Annotated in this window: 26 protein-coding genes; 10 read left to right on the top strand and 16 right to left on the bottom strand. The window is 54.9% G+C overall.

Annotated features, from left to right (window positions below):
* Positions 1-57 precede the first annotated feature (57 nt).
* On the bottom strand, positions 58-882 hold the full coding sequence (locus MJ923_RS15885; protein WP_240591914.1) for a molybdate ABC transporter substrate-binding protein: 825 nt from the start codon (positions 880-882) through the stop codon (positions 58-60).
* A 168-nt stretch (positions 883-1,050) separates the two neighbouring features.
* Entirely contained in the window at positions 1,051-1,719 is a 669-nt protein-coding gene (locus MJ923_RS15890; RefSeq protein WP_240591915.1) for a YiaD family glycine zipper/OmpA-like lipoprotein, read from the bottom strand.
* A 386-nt stretch (positions 1,720-2,105) separates the two neighbouring features.
* Between MJ923_RS15890 and MJ923_RS15895 the strand changes: the two genes are divergently transcribed.
* The 6 genes from MJ923_RS15895 (at position 2,106) to MJ923_RS15920 (ending at position 8,912) form a co-directional block, all read left to right on the top strand.
* Complete coding sequence (locus MJ923_RS15895; RefSeq protein ID WP_240591916.1) at positions 2,106-2,360, top strand: transposase; 255 nt, start codon at positions 2,106-2,108, stop codon at positions 2,358-2,360.
* A gap of 99 nt (positions 2,361-2,459) precedes the next feature.
* On the top strand, positions 2,460-3,605 hold the full coding sequence (locus MJ923_RS15900) for an FIST signal transduction protein (protein WP_240591917.1): 1,146 nt from the start codon (positions 2,460-2,462) through the stop codon (positions 3,603-3,605).
* Complete coding sequence (locus MJ923_RS15905; protein ID WP_240591918.1) at positions 3,589-5,013, top strand: sensor domain-containing diguanylate cyclase; 1,425 nt, start codon at positions 3,589-3,591, stop codon at positions 5,011-5,013. The genes MJ923_RS15900 and MJ923_RS15905 overlap by 17 nt, the downstream gene beginning before the upstream one ends.
* A 98-nt stretch (positions 5,014-5,111) precedes the next feature.
* On the top strand, positions 5,112-5,726 hold the full coding sequence (locus MJ923_RS15910) for an ABC transporter ATP-binding protein (protein WP_240591919.1): 615 nt from the start codon (positions 5,112-5,114) through the stop codon (positions 5,724-5,726).
* On the top strand, positions 5,723-6,847 hold the full coding sequence (locus tag MJ923_RS15915) for a DUF6136 family protein (protein WP_240591920.1): 1,125 nt from the start codon (positions 5,723-5,725) through the stop codon (positions 6,845-6,847). The genes MJ923_RS15910 and MJ923_RS15915 overlap by 4 nt, the downstream gene beginning before the upstream one ends.
* Before the next feature lie 160 nt (positions 6,848-7,007).
* Positions 7,008-8,912 (top strand): sensor domain-containing phosphodiesterase, encoded by a 1,905-nt coding sequence (locus MJ923_RS15920; protein WP_240591921.1) that lies wholly within the window; start codon positions 7,008-7,010, stop codon positions 8,910-8,912.
* Between the two features lie 91 nt (positions 8,913-9,003).
* Here the strand turns inward: MJ923_RS15920 and mnmC2 are convergent, their stop codons facing one another.
* From mnmC2 to MJ923_RS15950, 6 genes are all read right to left on the bottom strand, one after another.
* A complete protein-coding gene (mnmC2, locus tag MJ923_RS15925; RefSeq protein ID WP_240591922.1) occupies positions 9,004-9,714 on the bottom strand; it encodes a tRNA (5-methylaminomethyl-2-thiouridine)(34)-methyltransferase MnmC2 in 711 nt (236 codons plus the stop codon).
* 42 nt (positions 9,715-9,756) lie between these two features.
* Positions 9,757-10,299: a hypothetical protein gene (locus MJ923_RS15930; RefSeq protein WP_237158877.1), complete on the bottom strand. Its 543-nt coding sequence runs from the start codon at positions 10,297-10,299 to the stop codon at positions 9,757-9,759.
* Between the two features lie 96 nt (positions 10,300-10,395).
* Positions 10,396-11,610: a winged helix-turn-helix domain-containing protein gene (locus MJ923_RS15935; protein WP_240592061.1), complete on the bottom strand. Its 1,215-nt coding sequence runs from the start codon at positions 11,608-11,610 to the stop codon at positions 10,396-10,398.
* Between the two features lie 91 nt (positions 11,611-11,701).
* Positions 11,702-12,454 carry an MBL fold metallo-hydrolase gene (locus tag MJ923_RS15940; RefSeq protein WP_240591923.1) on the bottom strand — a complete coding sequence of 251 codons (753 nt, stop codon included), beginning with the start codon at positions 12,452-12,454 and terminating at the stop codon, positions 11,702-11,704.
* A gap of 182 nt (positions 12,455-12,636) precedes the next feature.
* A complete protein-coding gene (locus tag MJ923_RS15945) occupies positions 12,637-14,442 on the bottom strand; it encodes an amidohydrolase (RefSeq protein ID WP_240591924.1) in 1,806 nt (601 codons plus the stop codon).
* Positions 14,443-14,611: 169 nt separating this feature from the next.
* Positions 14,612-14,854 (bottom strand): hypothetical protein, encoded by a 243-nt coding sequence (locus MJ923_RS15950; RefSeq protein ID WP_240592064.1) that lies wholly within the window; start codon positions 14,852-14,854, stop codon positions 14,612-14,614.
* On the opposite strand from MJ923_RS15950, the gene MJ923_RS15955 reads away from it, so the two are divergent.
* The gene (locus MJ923_RS15955; protein WP_240591925.1) at positions 14,762-15,346 is read left to right on the top strand and encodes an excalibur calcium-binding domain-containing protein; all 585 of its coding nucleotides are present in this window, start codon (positions 14,762-14,764) and stop codon (positions 15,344-15,346) included. The two genes, MJ923_RS15950 and MJ923_RS15955, sit on opposite strands and share 93 nt — an antisense overlap.
* An 80-nt stretch (positions 15,347-15,426) precedes the next feature.
* Here MJ923_RS15955 and MJ923_RS15960 read toward each other — a convergent pair whose 3' ends face one another.
* The 4 genes from MJ923_RS15960 to MJ923_RS15975 all read right to left on the bottom strand — a co-directional run bounded on the left by MJ923_RS15960 (position 15,427) and on the right by MJ923_RS15975 (position 17,069).
* Entirely contained in the window at positions 15,427-15,993 is a 567-nt protein-coding gene (locus tag MJ923_RS15960) for a DUF4124 domain-containing protein (RefSeq protein WP_240591926.1), read from the bottom strand.
* 67 nt (positions 15,994-16,060) lie between these two features.
* On the bottom strand, positions 16,061-16,300 hold the full coding sequence (locus tag MJ923_RS15965; protein ID WP_240591927.1) for a DUF3624 domain-containing protein: 240 nt from the start codon (positions 16,298-16,300) through the stop codon (positions 16,061-16,063).
* Positions 16,301-16,347: 47 nt separating this feature from the next.
* Positions 16,348-16,665, bottom strand: a complete 318-nt coding sequence (locus tag MJ923_RS15970) for a helix-turn-helix domain-containing protein (RefSeq protein WP_240591928.1) — start codon at positions 16,663-16,665, stop codon at positions 16,348-16,350.
* A 2-nt stretch (positions 16,666-16,667) separates the two neighbouring features.
* Positions 16,668-17,069 (bottom strand): hypothetical protein, encoded by a 402-nt coding sequence (locus MJ923_RS15975; RefSeq protein ID WP_240591929.1) that lies wholly within the window; start codon positions 17,067-17,069, stop codon positions 16,668-16,670.
* A 258-nt stretch (positions 17,070-17,327) separates the two neighbouring features.
* Here MJ923_RS15975 and MJ923_RS15980 point away from each other — a divergent pair, with 258 nt between their 5' ends.
* Positions 17,328-17,978: a glutathione S-transferase gene (locus MJ923_RS15980; protein ID WP_240591930.1), complete on the top strand. Its 651-nt coding sequence runs from the start codon at positions 17,328-17,330 to the stop codon at positions 17,976-17,978.
* A gap of 272 nt (positions 17,979-18,250) precedes the next feature.
* On the opposite strand, the gene MJ923_RS15985 is transcribed toward MJ923_RS15980, so the two are convergent.
* A complete protein-coding gene (locus tag MJ923_RS15985) occupies positions 18,251-19,270 on the bottom strand; it encodes an OmpA family protein (protein ID WP_126168295.1) in 1,020 nt (339 codons plus the stop codon).
* Between the two features lie 248 nt (positions 19,271-19,518).
* Positions 19,519-21,417 (bottom strand): amidohydrolase, encoded by a 1,899-nt coding sequence (locus MJ923_RS15990; protein ID WP_240591931.1) that lies wholly within the window; start codon positions 21,415-21,417, stop codon positions 19,519-19,521.
* 277 nt (positions 21,418-21,694) lie between these two features.
* Here MJ923_RS15990 and MJ923_RS15995 point away from each other — a divergent pair, with 277 nt between their 5' ends.
* On the top strand, positions 21,695-21,961 hold the full coding sequence (locus tag MJ923_RS15995) for a hypothetical protein (protein ID WP_240591932.1): 267 nt from the start codon (positions 21,695-21,697) through the stop codon (positions 21,959-21,961).
* Between the two features lie 3 nt (positions 21,962-21,964).
* On the opposite strand, the gene MJ923_RS16000 is transcribed toward MJ923_RS15995, so the two are convergent.
* The gene (locus tag MJ923_RS16000; RefSeq protein WP_240591933.1) at positions 21,965-22,459 is read right to left on the bottom strand and encodes a phosphoglycerate mutase family protein; all 495 of its coding nucleotides are present in this window, start codon (positions 22,457-22,459) and stop codon (positions 21,965-21,967) included.
* A gap of 75 nt (positions 22,460-22,534) precedes the next feature.
* On the bottom strand, positions 22,535-23,407 hold the full coding sequence (locus tag MJ923_RS16005) for a hypothetical protein (protein WP_240591934.1): 873 nt from the start codon (positions 23,405-23,407) through the stop codon (positions 22,535-22,537).
* 671 nt (positions 23,408-24,078) lie between these two features.
* Here MJ923_RS16005 and MJ923_RS16010 point away from each other — a divergent pair.
* Positions 24,079-24,708 (top strand): hypothetical protein, encoded by a 630-nt coding sequence (locus MJ923_RS16010; RefSeq protein WP_240591935.1) that lies wholly within the window; start codon positions 24,079-24,081, stop codon positions 24,706-24,708.
* The last annotated feature ends 260 nt before the right edge of the window (positions 24,709-24,968 follow it).

Raw genomic sequence — 24,968 nt, forward strand, 5'->3', positions numbered from 1 at the left:
CTGACGAAAAGATACTTCTCATTAAAAAGACTTATCTCTCATCTTGCAAGCCCGCCGTCACAACGCCCTGGGCGGCGCAAAGCCATAACTGGCCAGAATCGCCTGTCCCTTGGGGCTTACAATAAAGTCGGCCAGACCCTGGGCCTTGTTATCGATAACCAACAGGCCGTAGTCGGCGCCAACCGCCAGCGCTTCCGGCAGTGCCAGTACCTGCAATTCTTCAAATTCCTTCTGGGCCAGGCGTCCATTGGTGCAATAGGTCAAAAACACGTCCGCCTGTTTCTCACGCATTACATGGGCGTAGTTGTTAACCCCCTTTGGTGGCTTGGGGCTGTCCGGGCCGCCGGTTAACTGGCGCGCCTTGGCTTTGAGTTTCTCGGCCGCGCCTACGACTTGCGCCTCGGCCAAATCGAAGGCGGCAAAAGCATAGTCTCCGGAGGGATCGGCCTTGGGCGTAGAGGTGCCCACCACCACATCGGCAGACAGCAAGGTATCGAGCAGGGTTTCTGTCGTTACCTTAAGCCCGGGCTGAGCGAGGGCACAGAGCTGATTGCGGGCAAAGGGGGTCACTTCCAGTCCAAAACCTGCCGCCTTGAGGGTTTGCGGGTGCTTCATATTGGCCGAGGCAAACAAGGCGACCGACTCGCCCTGCTCAATCTGCTGGCGCAGCAGCCCCGATGGACCGTACTTGGCAGCAACCTCTGCGCCGCCCCGCTGCGTGAAGGCGGCTACCACCTCGTTCATCGCAGTCTTCAGGCTGCCGGCGGCTCTGAGTTGCAACGGAGGCTTATCGGGCATTTGAGCTGAAATTGCCTGTGGCTGGGCTTCGGCCTGCACCTGAGCGGCCATTAACAGCGCCAGTGCAATCAGTGATTTTTTCATTGAATTCATCCATGTAACTTATTTTAAGGCCACAGAAAAACCCAAAGCCGAAACCAACTCAAGTGTGGGGATCACAGATACGCATTTATAGGTCAAAGGCATGAAGCGCCAAGACCCAGGCACAAAAAAGGAGGCCTTAGCCTCCTTTTTAATTGCATGACCGGCAAATCAGCCCAGCGGAGTCAGCACAATCTCAACACGGCGGTTCTGCGCGCGGCCTTCGGCAGTGGCGTTGGACGCGATAGGGCGTGCTTCGCCCATGCCCTGGGTCGATACGCGATTGGCTTTCAGGCCTTTGGCCAGCAGGTAGTTACCCACTTCGGAGGCACGCACCTGAGACAAACGCAGGTTGTAGCTTTCGGCGCCGCTGGAATCGGTGTAACCCAGCACATTCAGACGGGTTTTATCGTATTCCTTGGCCACCAGCGCCACTGAATCCAGCACCTGCATAGCACGTGGGCTCAGGTCGGTTTTATCCACCGCGAAGGTCACTTCGTTGGGCATGTTCAGGATGATGGTATCACCGCTGCGGGTTACGCTAACGCCGGTCGATTGCAGTTGCTGACGCAGTTTGGCTTCCTGCACATCCATGTAGTAGCCGATACCGCCACCCACGGCTGCGCCAGAGGCGGCACCAATCAGGGCGCCCTTACCGCGATCGCTCTTGCTGGACGAGGCGACACCCACGGCCGCACCGGCGACAGCACCGATAATGGCACCTGTGGTGGCGTTGGCAGTTTGCTGTTCGTTGGTGTAGGGGTTCACGGTGGCACAACCGCTGGTCAGGGTCGCCATCGCGATTACGGCACTCAGGCCAATCACATTGAACTTGTTCATCTATCTACCTCATCGTTATGTTGCGGCCAGTATATAGATGCCAAGATGACAAACAACTGAACGACTGCCGTTTGCTCAAGGGATGTGCGTACAGGCTTCTCAACCGCCTAAAGTTTGCGCGCCCCCAATTGGTGCACCTTGCCCAGCGGCGGAGCAAAATAGCTCGCCACCATCAACCGAAAACAATATAAATCACTGTATTTAAACAACATTAAAAGTTGACACCTTATTTGCATACTCATAAATAGGTATGAAAATAAGGAGCTCAACATGAAGTATTTGACCAAGCTCGTTAATCACCTAAAAGGTGAATGGCACGACATCAGCGCTGTGGGCGTCAGCCAATGGGAGCTGGGCCGGGAGACCCGCTACCGGAGGACAGGGCTATGATGATGCAAGCCATGTCACAACAGGCACGTCAGGAAGCCATCAATGCCGTGCTGGAGGGGGGCAGGATGCCCTCGGAAGTCGCCAGGGAACTCGGGGTCGCCGGTAAAACCCTGCTGCGCTGGATAAAAGAAGAGCGCCAGCCAATGGCAAAACGCGCCAGCCGTCTGGAGCAGGAAGCGCGCAGCATGGAAGTCCGGCTGGCCGAGCTCAGGCAGGAAATTTCCGCCATGAAGGACCAGCCGCTGCGCTGAGATTTTCGCCCCCGCAACCTCACTTGTGCACAGCTTTTCTCGCCAAGCGGCAATGCTGTTCTAGACTAAAAGGAAGTACACAAGACGCGGGGGCAATTGATGAAATCCGTTCAGACTCATTGGGATGGTGAGGCATGGAGCCCATGTGACCTGACCGGCTTCAACCTGGACACGACCCTGGTGCTGATTTTTGGCGACTTGCCGAATGCCATAGCACCGGTGCAGGCGCTCAGGGAGCAATTGCCACAAGCGCAGTTTGCCGGTTGTACCACCGCAGGGGAAATCAGCAGCCATGGCGCCACCGATGATGTGCTGGTTGCAACCATCATCGCCTTTGAACATTCGCAGATAAAGCTGGCATCGACTCAGGTTGCCCGCCGGGAAGATTCGCGGGTGGCAGGCAAGCGCCTTGCCGATGCCCTCAACGATGACGACCTGCAATACATCATGGTCATCAGCGATGGCTTGACTGTCAATGGCAGTGAACTTGCCCGTGAACTGGTAGCAGTGCACCCCGGCGTGCCTGTGACCGGCGGTCTTGCCGGTGACGGCGCCCGCTTCAACGAAACCTTCACTCTGGCCAACGATAAACTGGCCACCCATCAGGTGGTGGCCATTGGCTTTTATGGCGATGCCTTGTCGGTGAGCTACGGCTCCCGTGGCGGCTGGATCCCCTTTGGCCCCATCCGTGAGGTAACTGATGCCGAAGCCAACGTGCTTAAAGAGCTGGACCACGAAAGCGCTCTGACCGTGTATCGCCGCTATCTGGGTGAACAGGCAAACGAACTGCCTGCGGCGGGACTGCGCTACCCACTCGAAATCATGGAAGAAGGCAAAAACACCACAGTGGTTCGCACCTTGCTTTCCATCAACGAGCAGGACGGCAGTGTGGTGTTTGCCGGAGACATTCCCAAGGGCGCCAGCGCACGGCTGATGCGTGCCAATGCCGAATCACTGATTGACGGTGCCAACCAGGCGGCTACCGCCTGCCAGCAGGGCTGCAAGCAGGGCTGCGAAGTCGCCATTCTGGTCAGCTGCGTCGGCCGGCGCCTGCTGCTGCGTCAGCTCGCCGATGAAGAAATCGATGAAGTTACAGCCGTCCTTGGCGACGATGTTATGGTCTGCGGCTACTACTCATACGGCGAAATCGCCCCCTTTGAAATGGGCGACTGCGCCGAGCTGCACAATCAAACCATGACGGTCACCAGCCTGTCGGAGCGAAAAGGCGATGCACCGACTGCTTAAACGCCAGCTCAGACGCTATTTCCCCGATGGCTTACCCGAGTCAGAGGCGCTGGCGGCTTTTGTCAAATCGGTCAATGACTCCTACAAGAACTTCAGTCGCGATGAAGCGATTCTCGGGCACTCGCTGGACATCAGTTCCCAAGAGCTGAACGAGCGCAACGATACCCTCAACAGCCTGCTCGATGCGCTGCCGGACACCTGTATCTGGGTCGATGAATTTGAGGTGATCCGCGATATTCGCCTGGGGCAGCAGCTCGACGGCCTCTTCAGCGCCACCGACAAATTCAAATCCCTCGACGACATTGCCCTGTTAAAAGGCCAGCACAGATTCAGAAGCCATTTACTGAGTTGCCGCAAGAACAACCGCCCTGAACTGCACGAATGCCAGCTGACCCTCGGCGATGAGCAAATCTTTATCGAGACTCGTTTTTCCCCGCTGAAGAACAAGCAGGTGTTGGTGGTGTTTCGCGATATCACGGTGCGCAAAGTGGTTGAACGTCTGAAGAACTCAGCGCTGGAGGAATCCCAGCGTTCAGGCAAACAATTGCAGGAGCTGATTAACGGTGCACCAATTGGCATCATGCTGATAGACAACACCTTTAACGTCATCATGGTCAACAGCTACGCCTCGGCCCACCTGGGCATGGCAAGCAGCGAGTTGCTGGGGCAGCGCTGCGACACCTTTATTGAACCCGCCTTTCGTGAGCAGTATCTCAGCGCCATAGGTCAGTGCTTCAGCTGCGATGACAGCGCCTGCGACAGCCGCTTCGATGTAAGTATGTGCTCACCCCGGCATTCGCCCTTTGAGGCAGAGCTGGCCTTCAGCACCTTCAACCATGGCGGCCGACTGGTACTCACCCAGGCTTTCACTGACATTTCGGCCCGCAAGCAGATGGAAAAAGAACTCAGACGGCTGGCACAAACCGACCCCCTGACCGGGGTCGCCAACCGACGCTTTTTTATCACAAGAGGACAAGCCGCCTTCGATGGTTGCAGGCAAAGCGGTCAGTCACTCAGTCTGCTCGCCATGGATTTGGACCACTTTAAGTCCATCAATGATACCTACGGCCACGCCACCGGCGATGAAGTGCTCAAGTGCTTCTGCCGCACCCTGGAGGCAGTCGTGAGTCAGGATGCCTTGATTGGCCGCTTTGGCGGGGAGGAGTTCACCTTGCTGCTGCCGGGTACCGATAAGGCCGGGGCCGAAGCAATTGCATCGAATATTCTCTCCGGGGTGGCGCAGCAGCAGGTAGAAACGGCTCAGGGCAATCTTGGCTTTACCACCAGCATAGGTGTGGCGAGTCTTGACGAGGCCGACAGTCACCTCGAGGCGCTGCTCAATCTGGCCGATGCCCGCCTCTACCGCGCCAAGCACGGCGGCCGCAATCGTTACTGCAGCGGAGATTGACTCAAAAAGCAGCAAGCGTCGGCAAAGCCCTACTCGGGTGAACTATTTTTCATTAACATGGCTCTATAAATACACATAAAACAGCCTTGGCCTCTCCCATGTTGACCCTGGAACGGGTAAATTTTGATTTCGGCGCCTCTTTGCTTTTTCGGGACCTATCCATTGCCTTTCCCGGTTCGCGCCACCTGCTGCTTGGTCCCAACGGCAGCGGTAAAACCAGCCTTATGGCTATCATTGCCGGTTTATACCGGCCTCTCAGCGGCCAGATTTTGTGGCACAACATCCCCATGACAGACCCCACCCGCCGGGTGTCTTTGTGCAGCGCGCTCATGGTGCTGCCCGACTTTATCAGCGCCGGCAAACTGCTTAAATTCTGGGAACAGCAATGGCAGCCGCAGCAAGCCGATATGGCCCAGCGGATCCGCGAACTGACCCTGATGCTGGACTTCCTGCCGCAACTGGGTTGCCGGGTAGGCCACCTCTCCAGTGGCAACCTGCAAAAGCTCAAACTCATCATGGCACTGTCGAGGCCGAGCGACATCCTGCTGCTCGATGAAGCCCACTCCGCCATGGACAACCGCGCCCGCGACGCCTTCTGGCGTCTGGCGGATAACTATTCAGGCCTGATTATCGCCACCAGCCACGAAGGGGATGGCTTTGTCGCGCGTGGCTACGAGCCGCTGGCGCTGGATAAAGTCAAGGCTGGCAAATGACCTACTGGCAACTGCGCATGGCGCTGCTGCGCCATCCCATCTCCGCCGCGTTGGCGGCACTGAATCAAAGTGGCCTGTTCGTACTGACCATCATGGGCACGGCCCTGCCGGCGGTGTTTTTTCTGATTCTGCTGAATTTCGGTATCTTGCTTGACCACAATGTGGACGCCAGCGAGCGCCTGCCAATATTACTGCACCTAATTCTGCTGCAAATTCTGTGGATGGGGCTGATGCGGGACGCCATTTTGGGGATGAAGGCCAAGTTGCTGCTGCGCTCAGTGCCCGGACATCACGCCCACCAGCGGGTCAGCATGTTGCTGGCCTCCATGGTGAACCCCTTGCTGTGGCCGCCGCTGGTCATTTTGCTTGGCAGCGCCCCCAGCGCCTGGCCTGCACTGGCACCCCAGTGGTTGCTGCCGCTGCTATTGCTCGCGCTGCAATGGTGCTGCCTGTTTGCACCTGCCGGCGCCCTGCTGTATCTGCAATTGATTTTTGGCCTGAGCCTGCTGGACCTTACGCAACAGCAGGCCGATTGGCTGCTGTCGTTACCCGGGATGGTCAGCCTGCTGCTGTTGTTGCTGGTGTGTCAGCGCTTGCCTACCCGCTCGCTGACGCTGGCACTGCGGCGCCTGTTTGCCCGCCTGCCTGTGCCTGTATTTGCCTATCTGGCTCAGGCGATGATCACCGAGGCGCTGCACGGCTTGGTGCTGAGGCTCACGCTGGCGCTGCTGACCATTGCCGCCGGGCATTTGGTGCAATCCCAGGTGGCGGACTTTGCCGGCGCGGTGCAAACCGTGACTGTCTCCTTGCTCGGTGCCATAGCAGCCTCCTGGCAGTTTCCGTTGAATCGCTTTCTAAGCGACAAAGGCGTATTCCTGGCATCGCTGCCAAAACAATTTCAAACCAAGATGTTACTGCTCGGACAGCCACTGGCTCTGGGGCTATTGATGTTCCAGTTCTGGCAATATCATGGCGAACACTGCTGGCTGCAATTGGGACTGTTTTGCCTGCAGCTTGGCTTTATCCAATATGTCACCCTCAGGGCCGAACGTCAGTACGCCCTGGCGACCCTGCTGGCTATGTTTACCGCCATTGGTGGATTTCTCCTGCTAGCCAATTGATTGGCTTATTGTTTTAATAAGCAATCAGTGTTTCCCCACGATGAACTAGACTAAAAAGGAAACCTTGTCCTCGCACAAAGTCCTGTGGTTGTGATGTTGGTTCAATGGTCCATAATTTTCGGAAGCGGCCCCAAGAGGCTGCAACCAGCGGAAAAGGGACATGGCTCAAATAGACACCCGAACAATTTCAGTACCCGCCAGCATGCTGGAAGGCTGGCAGGAAATCGTGGATCTGGTGGCCGACATCACCGAGTGTCCGGCCGCGCTCATCATGCGTATCCACGCAAAAGAAATGGAAGTCTTTTCAACCAGTCGCAGCAGCGGCAATCCCTATGCCCCCCATGCCCGCGACGACCTGGGGCACGGCCTCTATTGTGAGACTGTGATCAAAGAGCGTCGACCACTGGTGGTCCCCAACGCTCTTAACGATCCCGAATGGGACCACAACCCCGATATCAAGCTGGGGATGATTTGCTATTGCGGTCTGCCCATCTTTTGGCCGGACGACACCCCCTTCGGCACCATCTGTATTCTCGACAGCAAAGAGCGCCACTTCAGCGACCGCACATACTCGCTGCTCGGGCGCTTTCAATCGGCCATCGAAGGTCACTTGCAGGTGCTGTATCACAAGGCCGAAGTACAGGCGCTGAATCAGGAACTGGAAGCCAAGGTGCGGGAGCGCACCCAAAGCCTGGCCGAACTCAGTGCCCGGCTGCTAAAAGAAATTGAGCAGCGCACCGCCGCCGAAGGTCATCTGGAGTTTCACCGCAGCTACGATGCACTGACGCACCTGCCCAACCGTGCCACCCTAACCCAGCGGCTGCAGGAAATGCTGCCGGTGATTAAGGACGACGAACAGCTCACCCTGATTTATTTCGGCCTGAAAAACTTCAAGTCGGTGAACGACAGCTACGGCTATCTGGCGGGGGATCAAATTCTGGTCAGCCTCGCCCAGCGGCTGAGTATGAAGTTACCCGATGACTGGATTTTATCGCGCATTGCCGGCGCCGAATTTGTGCTCGCGGCCAGGCACGACAGAAACCCGGACCTCGCCGAGCAGGTGATTGAACGCATTCTGCACGACTGTTCAATCCCGTTCAGCGTCAACGACAACAGCATCACAGTGAAAACCAACCTTGGTGTGGCACTGGCACCAATGGATGCCACGGATTCGGTAAGTTTGCTGCAACGGGCCAGCGCAGCCATGAGTATCAGCAAAAAGGAAGGCGCCGGGGTCTCTTACTTTGGTAAAGAGACCCAAAAGGCCGCCAATGAGCGGCTGCTGCTGGAGTCCCACCTGCTCGATGCGCTGCGCCTTGACGAGCTGCACGTCTATTTTCAGCCGCTGATGTGCCTGCGTCAGGGCGGCAAAATCATCGGCGCCGAGGCGCTGCTTCGCTGGCACAGCCCTGAGCTTGGCAATGTCGGACCTGACCGCTTTATTCCACTGGCCGAAAGCAACGGTCAGATCATTGAGATTGGTAATTATGTGCTGCATCAGGCGCTTAAGCAGGCGGCTCGCTGGCATTTGCTGACCGAGCAGCCATTCAAGGTCGCGATAAACATTTCACCGTTGCAGTTCCGCGAGCGCCATTTTGTGGAGCACATCGACGACCTGCTAAAACTGTATCAGCTGCCGCCGCAGAGTCTGGAGCTGGAAATCACCGAAGGCATACTGCTGCAGGATGAACATCACGCCAAAACCAGCCTCACCAGGCTGCGCCAGCTTGGGGTCAGCATCTCATTGGATGACTTTGGCACCGGCTACTCCTCCCTCAGTTATCTGCAAAAATACGCCTTCGACACCCTGAAAATCGATCGCAGCTTTGTCAGCCATCTGGAGTTCAACGAACAAAACCGCGAACTGACCCGTGCCATTATCGCCATGGCGCACAAACTGAATTTGGCGGTGATAGCAGAAGGGGTGGAAAACGCCTTTCAGGAAGCCTTTATCCGAGACGAAGGCTGTGATTATGCTCAGGGGTTTCTGTACGGCAAGGCGGTGGCCAGCGAGCATTTTGAAGCCATGTTACTGGAACAAAACGACCGCTATATAGGGAGTTAAAGCGCCTGGAATTAGTGCTCAGGAATTAGTGCTCTGGAATTAGCTATCCGGGAGTTTATGTTCACGCAAACCCGTGTTTAAATTCAGGCCGTTACTTAAAGGCCAAACCTTTCCAGGCGCGGGTCATATGGCGACGCCCCATGGGGCCAGGGTAGGCTTCTACCCCGAACCCGGCGGCTTTCAAGTCGCGCTTGAACTGACCGTTAGAGCAGTAAGACACCAACAATCCCTGCTCAGCCAGATAGCGATACAAGCGCTGGAAATGCTCTCCCGCCCACAGCTCAGGTTGTTTCCTGGGGGCGAAGGCATCGAAGTACACCAGATCGAAACTACCCTCGGCAAAGCTTTGCTGCTCAAGCTTGCCGTGGATCTTGGTGAGCTCCAGTCCGGCCACCTCGGTGGTGGCATCCCAGGGCGCCCGGTGCAGCGCCGCCAAACAAGCCTTCAGTTCATCGCGGCTGCCATAGTCACCGCGCTTTGCCAGACACTCGGCGTAATTCAGCTGCGCCACAATCTCGTTGCCAATAGGAAAAGGCTCCAGGGTAGTGAGGCTGACGTTAAGCCCGGCGGCTTTGGCCTTTTGCGCGGTTAACAGCACGTTCAGACCTGTGCCAAAACCCACTTCAAGGATCCGGATGCGGCCGCTCTCGGGCAGTCGTGAATGAAGCGACAGTAAACCGGCATCAATATACACATAGACAGATTCGGTCAGCGCCCCTTTGAACACATGGTAACTCTCATCCAGCTCGCTGTTGACCAGCGTGTGGGAGCCATCGGCGGTAAATTCTATCTGAACGCTCATCTGTCTTTCCTGAACTGCTTCGGACGTAAAACGCCGGGCATTTTACGCCACAGACCTGCCCTGCCCCAAATGCCCTTTCAGCTGGAAACACAGCTCAACATATTGAATGGCTTCGGCGCGGCCAACCTGAAAATCTTTGGCATGGGCGACCTTATTGCGTAGCCGACGCAGCTCAGTAAACAGCTTGCCTTTGGCGGTATCCAGATGACCGCCCATCACCAGCAGCTCCCCCATGTGTTTGTAGGGCGTCTCACTGTTAAGCTCAAGGGTAGGATTTTGCTTGCGAAGCAGCGCCTCGGCTTCATCCTCCACCTCGCCCCAGGCGCCCAAAATGGCAGAATTGGGCAGATTCTCAACCGAGGCAATCAGCTGGGCTTTTTTATCAGACACCAGTTCAGGGAACGCCTGACGCGCCTCACGGCTGGCGGCTTTCAGCTCTTCGCCAAACTCCATCTCAAAGTCTTTGTATTTGAGTTTTTTGGCCTGCGGCAGCAGCTGTGCCAGGGGGCGTCGAAGCAGCAAACTCAGGCCAACGATAACGGCGGGCCAAATCAGAATATCCAGCAGTGACAGGGTAAATTGCATCCAGTTCAAGGGGTGCTCCGTGCAGAGGAAAAACCAAATCGGCCTACATGATGCCAGCGCTTGCCCCGACCTGCAAAGCCCTGTGTTTTAAAGGGGCTAAATCCACACCTGGCGCGAGAAATGGCGCTTGAGTCTTGCATCACTTGCGCCCTCAAGCTTCCAGCGTTTCAGACCATTGAAGCGGCAAAACTCGCCGAAGGCCTCGGCCAGTGGCTCTAAAAATGCCTTGAAGTTGCCATCAACACCAACAGCAGCCGGTTCCAGAGTCAGGTATTTAAGCCGCAGCAGTCCCTTTTCACGGTCTGCTTTCACATCCACCCGGCCGATAAAGGTGTCCTGCCACAAAATGCCCAGACAATAGTAACCAAAGCGGCGCTTGGGCTCAGGCAGATACACCTCAATCTGGTAATCAAAATCGAACCATTGCTTCAGCCGTGCCCGCTGGATCAGCAGGTTATCGAACGGATTGAGCAGCCACACTTTGTCCGGCAATTTAGGCAGTTGCAGATTGGGCCGAAAATACCTGCGCTCGGGCCCCTGTTTGAACCACGAAAGTTCTCTTGCCTCCACCATGGCATCCAGTGCCGTGGTCACGCTCGCCTTAAGGCCACTTCTGAGGTAGGTCATCTCCTTCAGGCTGCCATGGCCCTGGGCATCAAGGTAGCGGCCAATCAGGTAACGGGCATATTCATCCTCGGTCGGCGGCCGTTGATCGACACCGGCAGGCAGCACCCGCTCACTGAGGTCATACACCTTTTGAAAACCATCACGGCGCACCACCATCAGCTCGCCTTCCATAAAGAGCTGCTCCAGCGCCTTTTTGGCGGGCTTCCAGTCCCACCAGGGGCCGGATGTATGGCCTTTATGTTCAAAATCAGAGGCTTTTAATGGTCCTTCCGCGCCGATACGCTCGCGCACCATACGCATCTCATCACCGTCTTTATCGAACCAGTGGCGGCCACCATTTTTCAGTGCCAGCTTCCGCGGCAGGCTGAAGCGATAGTCAGCCATGGGCAAAAGCGCCGCAGCGTGGGACCAATATTCAAAAATCTGTTTGTCTGCCAGCGCCTGCTCCAGAGCATCCGGCGCAAAATGGGGCATGCGACTGTGCAGTACATGTTGATGGGCGCGGGCCGCCACCTGTATCGAGTCAATCTGCACATAACCAAGTTGGCTGACACAGGCGGTCACATCCGCAGGCGGCGACAGCAACCCCTGGGCGGCAATATTAATGGCTCGCCATTCTTGCTGGGAAAAAGGAGATGCGGCTGGCGCAGCAGCCGGTTTGGTCGTTGCCTGCCGCCGGGCCAAAGGCTGCGCTGCGTTGGAAGACTGGGTCACTGTTGTTCCTGCAACAAATGCAAAAAACCATGATGCCGGTCGACAGGGCCTCACACAAGTGTCAGCTGCGCCCCAGGATCTGCTTTAACTTGGCTTTCACCGAGCGCCAGTGGGTCATAGGCACGCTGGGCGCCTGTTCCAATACCCGGTCAAGGTCAATCTCTTCCAGGCTTGCTTCGCCGCCGTGTGCCAGTAGCACCCGCGCGGGCGCCAGACACTTGAGCTTCATCAACGAGCTTTTGTAACGGTTGGGATAAAACAGCGGAAACGGCGGAATATAGCGGCCTTTCACCTTTACCAGCAGATCGGCCACGTAAATGCAGCCCTCCTCTTCGTGCAGCAGCGCCAGATCCCGGTCGGTATGCCCGGGACAATGAAACACCCGCCATTCGGGGAACCCCGGCAATCGGCTATCGTCGCCCAGCAGCACATCCGCCCTTAGCTTGCGGCTGTACCAAAACCACTTGAGCGGCCGCCCCATGCGTTTGGCGACCCAGGCGGCCAACGCCATATCGGTCAGGTGCATTGCGATACCATCGAGGCCGCGATACCAGTGTCCAGGCACATCGGCAGCGACGATTTTAGCACCGGTTTTACCCTTGAGCCGCGCGGCACCACCGGCATGGTCAGGGTGCATATGGGTGACGACCACCAGCTTAAGATCGGTCAGTGCCCGCTTGAGTTCTTCTCGGATAAAGCGGCAGACTTCGGTCACATCGGCGCGGCAACAACCATCCAGCAGCACCAGTCCCTGGGGGTGCTCGGCAAGATAAATGGTTTGGATATGACCCTGTAAGCGGTGAAGGCGGTACATAATCGTTCCCTGAAGCATGGTGTTCTGATTATGGCCAAACTCATCTGACCACTCAAGTTCTCTGATTGCCTCTTTAGTCGAAGCCCTTATCGCCCTCTGATAAGCAGCAGTTGGCAGAACCCCACAATTAAAAAGCCCCGCCGAGCGGGGCTTTTCGGGAGGCTGAACAGGTTCAGCGATTATCAGTGCATATGATGCAGCATGCCGGCACCTGCCATAGCAACCGCGGCCACCTTGGCGCATTTATCAGAACCTGCACAGCCGCTTGCGGCGGTGTGGGTGGCAGCCGCACGACTGTAGACGGTCACGCCGTCTTTGATGGTCTGTTCCACCTTGATATCGGCAATGGTTTCAGGCTTCACTTTCAGCGGGTTGGCTGACAGCACCACCAAATCGGCATTTTTACCCAACTCCAGCGAGCCCTTGGAGTTTTCTTCCTTGTATTGGGTAGCAGCCCAAAGCGTCAGCGCCTTAAGCCCTTCAAGCGGAGTCACCCGCTGATCCGGACCAATTGGCCGACCAGTACGGCTGATACGGTTCACTGTGGCATAGTACACCCGCATAGAGTCAGGCAGGGCTACCGGAGCATCGTGGTGCGAGGTGAAAATCATCCCCAGCTCACGCGCCCAACCGGTTGGTGAAATGTGCGAGGCACGCTCTTTACCCAGCACAGAGTCACTGTGCCAATCGCCCCAATAGAAGGTATGCATGGGGAAAAAGGATGGGAAAATGCCGAGTCGATTAAAGGACTCAACCTGATCCTTACGGGCGGTTTGGGCGTGGATAGCGACGAAGCCGCGATCGGTCTTGCCATGCTTTTTCTCACTGGCTTCCACTGCCTTAATCAGCTGGTCGATGGCTGCATCACCATTCACGTGGGTCAGCAGCTGCCAGCCATTGGCCTGGGCCAGTTCCACATATTTGGCAGCATCTTCATCACTCATGCTGGCATAACCCTTATAGCCGGGCTGCTGGCCTTCAGGCGGTACCAGATAGGGCTCGGTCAACCAGGCGGTTTTACCCTGAGGCGAGCCGTCCAGATTGAGCTTGGCACCGGCCACACGGAAACCATTCATATACACATCAGACAGATACGGCGGCGCAATCACGCTTTGCGCTACCTGAATATCTGGATACACAGCCACATCGAGCTTGAGCTTGCCGTCTTTGGCCACCTTGTACATGGTTTCCACTGCCGAAGGTGAAGCACGGCCTTCCTGGGCTGTGGTATAGCCATAGCTGGCGTACAGGTCCATACCCGCCTTGAAAATGACTTCATTTTCTTCTGGGTTGAGTTTGGCAAACATAGGCATCAGGGCGCCAAAGAAGGCAATCTCTTCCAATACACCATTGGGGGTTTTGCCATCGGCTTCACGACGGATTTTGCCGCCAGAAGGGTCTTTACTCTCGGGGGAAAAGCCAGCCAGTTCCAGCGCCTTGCTATTGAAAGTAGCCAGGTGTCCTGACTGATGGATAATCAGCACAGGCACATCTTTGGCAACCGCGTCCAGCTCCTGGCGGGTTGGATGACGTTTTTCCTTCAATTGCGAATCATCATAACCAAAGCCCAGAATAACGCCGTGCTGCTGATTTTCTGCTTTGGCATACCAGTCTTTGAGGGTTTGCTGCAATGAGGCTATATCAGTCACCTCACCATCGGGAGGGGCCAGCAGATTGGCAGACAGTGCTTGAATACCTGTGTTGAACACATGCCCATGGCCGTCCATAAAACCGGGGATCAGGGTTTTGCCGCCGAGGTCAACCACTTCAGTATCGGGAGATTGCAGCCGCATCACGTCATCTTTGGTGCCAAGGGCGAGGATTTTGCCGTTTTTCACCGCCAGTGCTTCAACTTCCGGCTGGGCATCATTCACGGTAACTATGTCACCACCGAAATAAATCAAGTCCGCCATGGGCTTGGTCGGACTGGTGGCCTGTGCCCCAAAGGCCGCAGCGGCCATGCTGAGTGCAATTACAGAGTGTTTCATTGTGGCTCCTTCGATTGCCCGGGAATCCGTCCCGCAGATAAATCTGAAGATACCAGCTCATAGGCAATAAATAACCTGACGACATTGGCAAATCCTTACTTTGCAAACAAAAGTTGCATTTGCCGCGGAGGATGTCACCAAATTGTATACAAACCTTGTTTCCTGCGACCTAAGCCGCTAAAGTATCGAGCAAATATTCTGAGTTTAAACTCAGGGTAATAACTATAAAGGCATCGGCCATACGCAATTCAGGGATGAAGCGCCATTCGGGCAAACCGGCCTCATCCCTGCCCCTTGGGGCATATTCAGGGAATACAGGATGCAACGCGGCACACTGATCAGATGGAACGCAGATCGGGGTTTTGGTTTTATCAAACCGGAACGGGCCGATGCAGAAGACATTTTTATTCATATCTCCTCTCTGAAACACATGATACGGCCGCCACAGGTAGGCGATATCATTCTGTTTCAAATAGAAATTCCAGCAGATGGCAAACCCAGGGCCGGTATCGCTCGCATCGAAGGCGTACCCATCAAAGCGCCCGCCACCAAGCAAAAACCTGCATCGACCTCAGGCCTGTCGGTTGGCAAGCTGCTTAAAGGGGCTGTATTGCTGGGGCTGATTGCCTTTGCCTTTCCCAAGATTGCCCCCATGGTCCATGCGCTGATCTCGCCAACAAACAAGCTGCAACCAGACAGCCAGCATGCGCTGCCGGACACAGATTTGGCGCCGCTGCGGCCAGTAGCCGAGGCCCCGAGTTTTCGCTGTGAAGGCAAAACCCATTGCCGTGAAATGCGCTCCTGTGAGGAAGCCACTTTCTATATCAACAACTGCCCCAACACCAAGATGGACGGTGACGGAGATGGCATCCCCTGTGAAAGACAGCTCTGTGGCCACTTCTAAAATGGGACACGAGCAGCTTTAAATCCTAACAACAAAAAAGGCGCCTCCGATGAGCGCCTTTTTTGTTGCTGTCATGCTGACTAGAAACACATACCTTTTCGAAGATACTGATAGCCCACACCATTGGCCAATGTCATGGTACTGCCGTTGAACGACACCACTTCCCAGTCACCCACCAGCTTATTTTTCGACTGAATACTCACCCCGTCGAGATGATATTCACTGAACATTTCCTGCCCCTGGCGGAACGCCGAACTTACTGTGTAGGACATCTGCTTGTAATCACGAAAGTTCCAGACGCCGGGGTCTTCATCATGATAGATATGTTCGCCATCGTTACTGAGGCCATAGGCGCACCAAACACCCAGAAGACCATCAGGGCTCACTCGCCCAGCGGCCCCCGGCGGCAATGACTGACTGGCAAGTGCCTGCTTCATTTTCAGCGACTTACGCCTGTTTCCCGGGTCAAGTTTTTGCTCGGCTTCCCCCGGCAGGCAAATATCATCCTGAAAACGAATTTTGCCATCGCCGTCCACGCAGCGATAAACCTGTGCCATGGCCTGTGACGGCCCAAGGCTTCCCCCCAGCAACAGCAGCAAAATGCCCATAATCGGCACACGCACCCTGAACTCCTTTTCGCTACTCATGTGATGTTCAACAGCATCTTAATTCAACAGAAAGTTATATCACCCGGCAACGGCTTTGGGTATGGCTTTATTGCTGCCCCAGGGCACGCCGCCAGCCCCACACCAATAGGTGCAGCGCCAGCAACAAACTCCAGGCCAGACAGAAAAACAGCAGCGCAATAGAACCGACACTGGCTGGAGTATCAGCAAACAGCCAATACCAAGCAGGCCAGCCCAGCAGACACAAGGCTGCGAGCATCAGCATGCAACGGCGGCAGCGGCCGATTTTTTGCCTGAAGACGGATGACGCGCATTGATTACAGGCCATGGCTCCCTCGGTATTGAATGCCAAGCTAAACAGCGCTCAGTGCGTTATCAGCGGGTCAGAAACATCACCAGTATGCCGGCTACAAAACCCGCACCCGCACCCTGCAGTAACCAGCGCCAACGATGTTCAGGCTGGTCGGTTTCCGGCTCGGTAAGCCGCACTAACTCAGGTTCGGGCTGCACCAAGCTGGCAGCATTCAGGTTTAAGGTTGCAGCCAGGGCGAGCAGTGTCTCCTGCGATGCCTGCCCATAGCGCTCGACTCTTTGAATGGTTCGCAGGCTCACACCGCAGGCATCGGCCAGATGTTGCTGGGTCCAGCCGCGGCTCCCCCGTTCGGTGCGGATTTTTTTCGCATCCACCTGCATGCTTATATCCCCCACCATTTGAGCACAAGCTGCATACCCACAAAACCAAACACGGCGCCGCAGACAAAATGCACCAGCAGGCGTTTTTTGGAAAAACGCTGCGAGGCCTGAAGCCGCTGCTTTTGGGTGGCATCGTGGGTGTCATCCACTATCAGCGTACAGTGCAGCTCGCCGGTCAGCATATTGGCCAGATGAAACTCCACGTCCAGCTTTTGTCCATCGAGGCTGAAACTGTGCACCGAGCGGCGCCGCCAATTCAGCCTGCGACTGACTTCCTCACCGTCCACCAGCACAGTTTCCACCCCAGACTTGGCACTGGCACGTGCCAAAATCCGGTGTTCGCGGTACTGAAATTCAAACTCATATCCCTTGCTGAAACTGGTTTCCCTGGCTTTAACATCCATGACTTCTCTCCGTTGTGGTTGATGTCGTCATTAGGCCAAATTCCCGGCCAGCGGTCGCCGACACTGGGCCGCCATGCCCTCTGACTGTCATATGACACTGGCTGTCATATCAACACAACGTGTTGTTTTTAAGTGATTAAAGCATAACAGCGTTGCCAGGCGCTGTCAGTCTGGCACTTGGGTATTTCGCAGGCGGCGCGAATGGAGCCCCGGCAACTATGTTACAGTAGCGCCATCTTTAACCTCGATTAGCCGACGATGAACGAGTCAATGCCGCTGCTCTACAGCTTTCGCCGCTGCCCCTATGCCATGCGCGCCCGTATGGCATTAATTCTGTGCCGGGTGCCAGTGCGGGTACAGGAAATCAGCCTCAAGGCCAAACCCGCCGGACTGCTGGCGGCCAATCCCAAAGGCACTGTGCCTGTACTGGTTAAGCCTGGGAACGAGGTGATAAGCGAAAGTCTGGATATCGTGCGCTGGGCCATTGAGATGAGCCAGAATAGTGCAATAAGAGCACAGCTCACCCATCAGCAGGAACAAGCACTTACGCTGATTACGGCCAACGATATCAACTTCAAGCCCTGGCTGGATAAGTACAAGTATTTCGACCGTTATCCCGAAGCCAGCCAGCAAGACTACCGTGACAGATGCTGCGAATTTTTGGATCTACTGGAGCAGCGCCTGTCCAGCGGCCCCTTTTTGCTTGGCGCAGCGCCAACGCTGGCCGACATTGCCATCTTTCCCTTTATCCGCCAGTTTGCGGCGGTCGACAGCCGCTGGTTTGCCAGCGCCCCCTATCCAGCGCTGCGACTCTGGCTCGATAACTGGCTGGCGCACCCGGCGTTTACCGCTTGTATGTACAAGTACCCCGAACTCGGCGAGCCTGTGATACTGAAACTTGCCGACTGAATCTGAGTTCAAATACAAAAAAGCCCGCTCAGTTGAGCGGGCTTTTATTTGGGTTTCCCCCTGGAGTAAAAAGAGCCCTTGCGGGCCCCGGGTTTGACTGACAATCGCCAGAGGCAAGCCTTGATCGACGTTCTGTCGGAGAAAGGCGACCGGGGGAGTGAACATAGTTGTTGAGTCGCTATGAACTGGACGCCTTCCCACGCCGGTCAATTGGCCCCGAAGGGCCTGGCACTACATCCGGTGACTTGTCAGCTCACCCTAAACTGAGGTGATTAAGGCGCTACCTGGATTTGCTTTTCGGCAGTCAGGGTCACAATCACACGGCGCTCCAGCTGACGTTCGTTGATGCTGTCGCCATGGGCCTGAGTTTCACCTTCGGCGCGCTGATCCATGGACTGCACGTCAACACCGTGGCTGGCCAGATAATCGGTCACTGTGGCAACACGCTTCTCAGACAGCATCTGGTTGTAGCTGGCATCGCCCTGGTTGTCGGCCTGACCGATAAGCACAATGGCATCTTTGTCGTTTTGCTTTGACAGGTCCACGATTTGGTCCAGCTTGGCCTGACCTTCACCGGTAAGGGCGGCTGAATCGAAGCCAAACAGTACCGCCACACTGGCGCTTTCAACTTTGGTTTCGTACTTGGGCTCAACCGGCTCTGGCTGAGGCGCTGGTTCCACCACTGGAGCCACCACGGCAACCGGGGTTGGCTTGGCGCCAAAGCGGTAGGTCAGCTGCACGCCAACGGTTTCGGCGTCCATATGGGCGGTTTCCCATGCCGTTTCATCGATATCGGTGAAACGGCGGTACTTGGCGGTCACGTCCATATTGTCGGTGATGCGATAACCGATACCGGCGCCCACATAGGGAGAGGTGTCAGTGGCACTCACGTACTTGCCCACGCCCATCTGGTGCTCGAGGTGGTACTGATAGGCTCCCGCCTCACCGGTCAAAAACCATTTCTCAGACAGTGGCAGGGTACCCACAATGCCGAGGGTGGCACCGCTCACGTCGATGTTCTGACCCTGAGCCGCTGCGCCGCGCATATCGGTGGCATCCAGGGTGCCCAGGTCTTGCCAGCCAGCTTCGACGGCAAAATATTTGTTCAGTTGATAACCTGCAACAGCATTCCAGGCGGTGTCGTCACCGTCTTTCAGGTGGCTGTCGGTGCTGACATTGTTGAAGTCAGTCTGGCCGGCGCCGGCGCCGAAGTAGAAGCCGCTCTCAGGTGCGGCGGCGTTGGCATAAGAGGTAGCAGCAATCAGGGCCAGTGCAATCATTGACTTTTTCATCGTTCACTCCTTGGTGTTGAAATACTTTGTTTTCGAAAGTGAGGCCATTGTAGGCAAGGCTGCGGCGATGAACGATAAGGCTAAGCTTATAGGGATTATTAGATTTGATTATGAATTGTGTACACGCAGAAGCGCGCCAATAAAAAAAGGGGCGAATGCCCCTTTTTTAAGGTGTGTCTGTGAACTGTAAAAACAGATTCAGCCTGTGACTGGCACTGATCAGACTGCGCCAGTTACGGTAGTCGACATTAATGCACGTGGTTGAGCACGCTCACCAGTTTGTCACTGATATCTTCCTGCAGCGCCAGCTTTTCGCCCGCAGTGCCAGTGCCTGCGCCTGCATCTGCTTTGGCTGCCCTTGGCTGCTTACCTACGGGCTGCAACCGCCCTTCCAGCATGGTGCCCCAGATACGGATATCTTTCAGCTCGGCGGGCGCCACGTCGAACGGGCTCTTTTCCATAATCGTCAGGTTGGCATCTTTACCCACTTCCAGCGAACCGACTCTGTGCTCCTGCTGAATGGCATAGGCCGCATCCAGGGTGATGGCCTTCAGGGCTGTCTCCAGTGGCACCTTGTGCTCTGGCCCAACAACATCGCCCTCGTAGGTCACACGGTTAACCGCCGCCCACACCAGCTGCATTGGCTTGGCCGGTGCCATTGGCATATCTGAGTGGAACGACAGCGAGCCGCCCCATTTAAGTACATCGCCATGGGGAACCATGTTGGGCATTTCGGACTCACGCATGCCCATGGTGCCGTAGCGGCCAGCCAGCGCAGTAACATAGTAAGGGTTGGACGACACTATGCCGCCAAGCTCAATCCAGCGTTTTACCTGCTCGGGGCGGGCAAAGCCGAAGTGCGACAACATGGCGCGGTGATCTTTGCGTGGATTGCGCTTCATCGCCTGTTCCAGCGACGCCAGCACCATATCAAACCCGGCATCGCCGTTATTGTGAATGGTAAGCTGATAACCTGCGTCCCAATAGGCATCGAATGCCTTGGCAAAGCGGGCCGGATCCATGATCCACTCGCCGTGGTGGCCATCGGAGTATCCGTCTTTCATCTGCATCAGCTGGCTGAAAATGGCGCCATCACTGAACAGTTTGACCTGCTTGGGCAAGTAGCGGGTACGGCCTTCGCCCCAGGACATCACACGTTCAGTTTCGGCCAGCATTTTGGCTGGGTCATCGCCAAAGCTGTTGGCCATGGCTTTCCCATCAACCACAAAGTAATGGTTAAAAGGCGTTGACTCGCCGCTGTAAACCGAATTCACCAACTGTTGCAATGGTTTGCTGACCACGCCGCCTGGCTCGGAGGCCGTGGTAATGCCGTTTTGGTGGTAATAGTTAACGCTGAACTCCAGCCCTTCCTTGAAGATCTCCGGGGTGGCCATCAGCGGTGCCAACTTATCAAGCGCACTGAAAAAGCCCTGCTCATATATGTGGCCGCGGTCAAGATCTATGGCCTTCTTGGCGCTGGCGCTTTGGCTATCCACAAAAGCGGTGTCGATACCTGCCAGTTTCAGGGCGGCGGAGTTCAGGAACACCTCATGGCAGGAACGGTGCCAGACCACCACCGGGAAGTCGGGCGCCAGCTTGTCGAGATAGCTGCGCGACAAATCCATTCCATGCATGTAATGGTGGTAGCCCCAGGTTACAAATGCCTTGCGCTTACCGTTATTGGTCTGGCGATATTCTTCAATCGCCTGGCTCAGACGCTTGGCATATTCCTTGGGTTCACGTACCGCAGGTGAAAAGCCGTCAATGGCATCCCAGTCTTCGATGGATATAACCTTGCTGTTCATGGTCAGCGCCGCCAGCACAGGGTGCACGTGCTCTTCTACAAAGCCCGGCATCACCACCATGCCGTTGAAGGACTTATCCAGCCTTGCATTACTGCCAGCCACCTTGCCCACATCGGCCTTGCTGCCAATGGCCAGAATACGGCCGTCCTGGACGGCAATGGCCTCGGCGCGGGGAGCCTTGGGGTTCATGGTGATAAATTCTTTGGCGGTATAAACAACCACCGGGGAGTCGGCCAGAACCAGTTTGGACAAGTCCTGCATGGAATTGGTTTCTGCATTGGCGGCAAAGCCCAGTGAAAGCAGTGCCGCAGACAGCGACAGGCTCAGTGACGATTTGATCATTGTCCTTCCTCCTTGGATGGCGTTGGTCCGGCGATCGCAGCCGGTGAATTATCCATCAAATCCTAACAAAACAATCGCGAAATCCGGATGTAACCAAGAGTAAACTATTGACTTACAATGGCTAAAATCCTACCTGGGTCGCATTTGTTATTGGCTTATGGCATACCTTCGTTGACCATGCATAACCACAGCAAATCAATCGACAGGCAGCCCAAGGATGACAGGCCCCAATCCTGCTGCTAGCTTTTTAAAAAAAATATTGCTTTGGAGCAGACCAATGAGCGCGAATGAGCAGGTGGAACTCGCCGCCGTAAAGCGGAGTATGGTGATGACCCAGGTTGTCGGTTTGCCTGGCACTATAATGATTGGTTTTGGTATTTACGGCCTCTGGGGATATGGCCGCGAATTACACAGCTTTTTGGCCGACCCGATAAACTGCTACGGCCTGTTGGCTGTGGGTGGACTTATCGCCCTGTGGGAGAGCATCAAGATCATCAAGCTCGCCAAACGCCGCAAACAGTTGGAAGATCAACTCGCCAAATAAGCCTCAGCGAAGGTTGGAGGACAGCGCCTCAAATTCCACCCCGTCAGCCCCGGTTTTCAAATGGTAGAGGGCGTCAAACCTGTCTTCCGAAATCTGCCGCTCAATGCCGCTTAACAGTTTCAGCAGCGCAGGGGTAGTGTTGCTGTGTCCGGCCACCACCACAGTGCCCTGCAACTGGCGAAGCTCCTCGGCAAATTCTGCCAATTGCCTTGGGTTATAAAGGGTAACTTTAGCGCCAGCCATCGCTGCCAGCGGCGCTATGGTTTGCCGGGTACGCTGATAATCGGTGGAAAACAGCCACAGCGGCGCATCCGCATCTCTGCCAGCCTGAATGATCGCCGCGATTCGCTGCGCCCTCTCATGCCCCGCCGGTGTCAGCTCAGGATCGCTGCCCTGCGCCTTCTCCCCATGGCGAAACAGCCAGATGTCGGCCGCAAACACCACTGAAGGTAATAAGCAGATCAACAAGACAAGCGACTTAACGACAGCGTGATTCATGGCAGGAAACTCTTTGGTAGGTTTTACAACGAAAGTGGCGGCCGTGGCAGATAAAGTCAACTGCCACGCCGTGACTTAAGTGGCCGACGGTTCCCTTGGCTTTCCTCGAGGATCACCTTCGAAACAACGGGGGGACTTCGCACTACTTTCCGGGTTCAAGCCAGGGTAAGGAAAATAGCTCAGCAGGTCGCTCTTTGCTCTGTCAATCTGGCATTCAGATTCAACCTCATGGGTATAAAATGCGATATCCACCCATTTGGGATTACCCTTATTGTCCAGCAGCACTGCCGTTGCCGATATAGCTGAACGCTCAACATAAGCACCAGCCCCCATAGTCAGCAGTGCAGTCACTATCGCCTTGGTATTGGCTGATACCTTATCAACTTTTAGGCCTGTCAACTGCACAAACAACAGCATGTCATTTTCTGACAGTCGCAAATCCTGAACTTCCTGATATTGCTTCCATTTCACGGAGCTGGCGTAGGCGACGCGCTGCTCGGGATTCATAATTTGTTGATGCAGACTCGCGGAAACAGCATTCAACGGCAACAGTTCCTGCTGCCCCGCAGTATTATTGACGGCATAAACAGGCAAGGTAACGTTTTCGCTATCTTCAATTGATGAGGCGATGTGCTTAAAGGGTCCTGCTTGCAAACCTGCGGTAACCAGTTTGGTTTTGACTTCAATTTGGGTTTGACGCGTTAATAAGTCAGACAGTTTTGAGGACAGTTGCTGACAAACCTCCAGATTATAAGCGGAGTCCAGCGTTTGTTGATCGCTGCCTTCATCCAGCATAAAGCAATCGGTTACCAGATAGAGGGTATCGATTCCCGTTCGTTGTAAATCAAAATCATAAAAGTCTGGCAGTTTAGTGCTTCTACAGCCTGTTGCCACGGCGATTATGGCTATTAAAAGTACGCGGCTTCTCCAGCCAATTATTCCCTTCACGCTTTACATTCCTTGGAGCTATATTTGTGACAACACTGCGTTATGACATCAATGCCAAATCAGTGTAAGACAGTTGAAATCGCCGCCATCTTAGCCAAAAACCAACGAGCAGTCACCAAAGAATAAATACCCTGGCATAAATACCCCTTGCCAAGCACAGGCATGGATAAGTGAATACAACTTAAGGCGATGAAAAAACCTTGAATAATTAAAAAATCAATAAAATACAATAGAGTCAGTTAACTACACCCAACCAAATAATACATGATGACGTTCTGTTTATTGTCTTCAAGTATCATTTTGCAAACCCTGACCTTGCCCGTAAAAACCTTCCCCATGCTCGCAAAAGCAAATACTGGCGGTTAGTTTACCGGAATCGATAGCGCAGCCTGACACCCACCCTCACTACGCCCGCAATAACTATTTTTTGATACTCGAGTGGCAAACAAGACACTGCCCATATACTGCTATATCGGGTTATTCAACGACATTACTGGCCATCTGGCCTCGAAATATAACTTTGACCCAAGACACATTATTTTATTGAGTGGCACCCTAAACTGGACAAATCCTCAAATGAGGGCAACTATATTGGCTGAGCTCAAAATTGTTTGTATTACTGGCTCAGAAGTAAACATGGATATGTGTGATTAATTCAATAAGGATATGACATGCTGATAATCGATAATCGTGAATCCGTATTCGATACGCTGATTGTTCTCACCGACAATTACTTATTTGTTGGCACTAAAACCGATGAAAAGCTTGATAAGGCGCTCGAAGGTTTACAATCAGCCAGCAGCGATAACGATATTGAGGCTCTGGTTGATGGCAAAGCCGTCGCTCTGGAGGACATTAAAAAGGTCTCCTGCAATATTCACTCAGAGCTGGTGTATGTAAAACATAAAACCCCCAAAGAAACCCGCGAGCAGTCGATCAGCTGTCAGGATCAAAAAACCACAGAGCAGTTACTGTCGGCACTGAAAGAAAAACTCAGCTTCAATGAGAAAAGGGTGCAATATGGCCCCACCCGCGCCGCAATCAAGCCTTCAATTTTCGTGGCCATCAGCGCTTTTATCACCTACATACTGTTTGGCGCCGCCCAGGCGGTTGCTGCCAATCCAGATGTTGAGCTCAGCGGCCGCCGCCAGGGACTCAAGGCCGCCTTTGTGTGGGTAATGGAGTTTTTGGGCCCTACCGGTGTAATGATTTTGGGTGGCCTTATCACCCTGCTTTGCGCCTATTGGCTGGTAAAACGGGTAAAAACGCCACCGCTGATGTGCGCACTGCAACCTGCCTAACAGCAACAAGAGCTCCCGGTGAGCTCTTTTTTTTGCCCTTTACGCCACTACCCCACCAGCGCGGCAGTCAATCCTGTAGATGACAGGCCACGGCAGTTATCGTAAGGTAACGGCGCTTTCTTTGCCGAAGCGAGAATTCGGCAAGGTCAGGGCGCGGGCGGCGACGGGGGAAGTCGACCAAGCCAAAGCAGATTTTCCCGGCTGCCGGATGGCTTAGGTTTTAATTGGCCATCCCGTTCGCCCGTGGGATTTTTGTTTCC

Source organism: Shewanella zhuhaiensis (assembly GCF_022484835.1).
Lineage (GTDB): Bacteria > Pseudomonadota > Gammaproteobacteria > Enterobacterales > Shewanellaceae > Shewanella > Shewanella khirikhana.

What these genes read in the sequence shown, in the direction of transcription:
- MJ923_RS15885 (WP_240591914.1), bottom strand. Translation starts at nt 882, where the DNA reads ATGAAAAAATCACTGATTGCACTGGCGCTGTTAATGGCCGCTCAGGTG.
- MJ923_RS15890 (WP_240591915.1), bottom strand. Translation starts at nt 1,719, where the DNA reads ATGAACAAGTTCAATGTGATTGGCCTGAGTGCCGTAATCGCGATGGCG.
- MJ923_RS15895 (WP_240591916.1), top strand. Translation starts at nt 2,106, where the DNA reads ATGATGATGCAAGCCATGTCACAACAGGCACGTCAGGAAGCCATCAAT.
- MJ923_RS15900 (WP_240591917.1), top strand. Translation starts at nt 2,460, where the DNA reads ATGAAATCCGTTCAGACTCATTGGGATGGTGAGGCATGGAGCCCATGT.
- MJ923_RS15905 (WP_240591918.1), top strand. Translation starts at nt 3,589, where the DNA reads ATGCACCGACTGCTTAAACGCCAGCTCAGACGCTATTTCCCCGATGGC.
- MJ923_RS15910 (WP_240591919.1), top strand. Translation starts at nt 5,112, where the DNA reads ATGTTGACCCTGGAACGGGTAAATTTTGATTTCGGCGCCTCTTTGCTT.
- MJ923_RS15915 (WP_240591920.1), top strand. Translation starts at nt 5,723, where the DNA reads ATGACCTACTGGCAACTGCGCATGGCGCTGCTGCGCCATCCCATCTCC.
- MJ923_RS15920 (WP_240591921.1), top strand. Translation starts at nt 7,008, where the DNA reads ATGGCTCAAATAGACACCCGAACAATTTCAGTACCCGCCAGCATGCTG.
- mnmC2 (WP_240591922.1), bottom strand. Translation starts at nt 9,714, where the DNA reads ATGAGCGTTCAGATAGAATTTACCGCCGATGGCTCCCACACGCTGGTC.
- MJ923_RS15930 (WP_237158877.1), bottom strand. Translation starts at nt 10,299, where the DNA reads ATGCAATTTACCCTGTCACTGCTGGATATTCTGATTTGGCCCGCCGTT.
- MJ923_RS15940 (WP_240591923.1), bottom strand. Translation starts at nt 12,454, where the DNA reads ATGTACCGCCTTCACCGCTTACAGGGTCATATCCAAACCATTTATCTT.
- MJ923_RS15945 (WP_240591924.1), bottom strand. Translation starts at nt 14,442, where the DNA reads ATGAAACACTCTGTAATTGCACTCAGCATGGCCGCTGCGGCCTTTGGG.
- MJ923_RS15955 (WP_240591925.1), top strand. Translation starts at nt 14,762, where the DNA reads ATGCAACGCGGCACACTGATCAGATGGAACGCAGATCGGGGTTTTGGT.
- MJ923_RS15950 (WP_240592064.1), bottom strand. Translation starts at nt 14,854, where the DNA reads ATGAATAAAAATGTCTTCTGCATCGGCCCGTTCCGGTTTGATAAAACC.
- MJ923_RS15960 (WP_240591926.1), bottom strand. Translation starts at nt 15,993, where the DNA reads ATGAGTAGCGAAAAGGAGTTCAGGGTGCGTGTGCCGATTATGGGCATT.
- MJ923_RS15965 (WP_240591927.1), bottom strand. Translation starts at nt 16,300, where the DNA reads ATGGCCTGTAATCAATGCGCGTCATCCGTCTTCAGGCAAAAAATCGGC.
- MJ923_RS15970 (WP_240591928.1), bottom strand. Translation starts at nt 16,665, where the DNA reads ATGCAGGTGGATGCGAAAAAAATCCGCACCGAACGGGGGAGCCGCGGC.
- MJ923_RS15975 (WP_240591929.1), bottom strand. Translation starts at nt 17,069, where the DNA reads ATGGATGTTAAAGCCAGGGAAACCAGTTTCAGCAAGGGATATGAGTTT.
- MJ923_RS15980 (WP_240591930.1), top strand. Translation starts at nt 17,328, where the DNA reads ATGAACGAGTCAATGCCGCTGCTCTACAGCTTTCGCCGCTGCCCCTAT.
- MJ923_RS15985 (WP_126168295.1), bottom strand. Translation starts at nt 19,270, where the DNA reads ATGAAAAAGTCAATGATTGCACTGGCCCTGATTGCTGCTACCTCTTAT.
- MJ923_RS15990 (WP_240591931.1), bottom strand. Translation starts at nt 21,417, where the DNA reads ATGATCAAATCGTCACTGAGCCTGTCGCTGTCTGCGGCACTGCTTTCA.
- MJ923_RS15995 (WP_240591932.1), top strand. Translation starts at nt 21,695, where the DNA reads ATGAGCGCGAATGAGCAGGTGGAACTCGCCGCCGTAAAGCGGAGTATG.
- MJ923_RS16000 (WP_240591933.1), bottom strand. Translation starts at nt 22,459, where the DNA reads ATGAATCACGCTGTCGTTAAGTCGCTTGTCTTGTTGATCTGCTTATTA.
- MJ923_RS16010 (WP_240591935.1), top strand. Translation starts at nt 24,079, where the DNA reads ATGCTGATAATCGATAATCGTGAATCCGTATTCGATACGCTGATTGTT.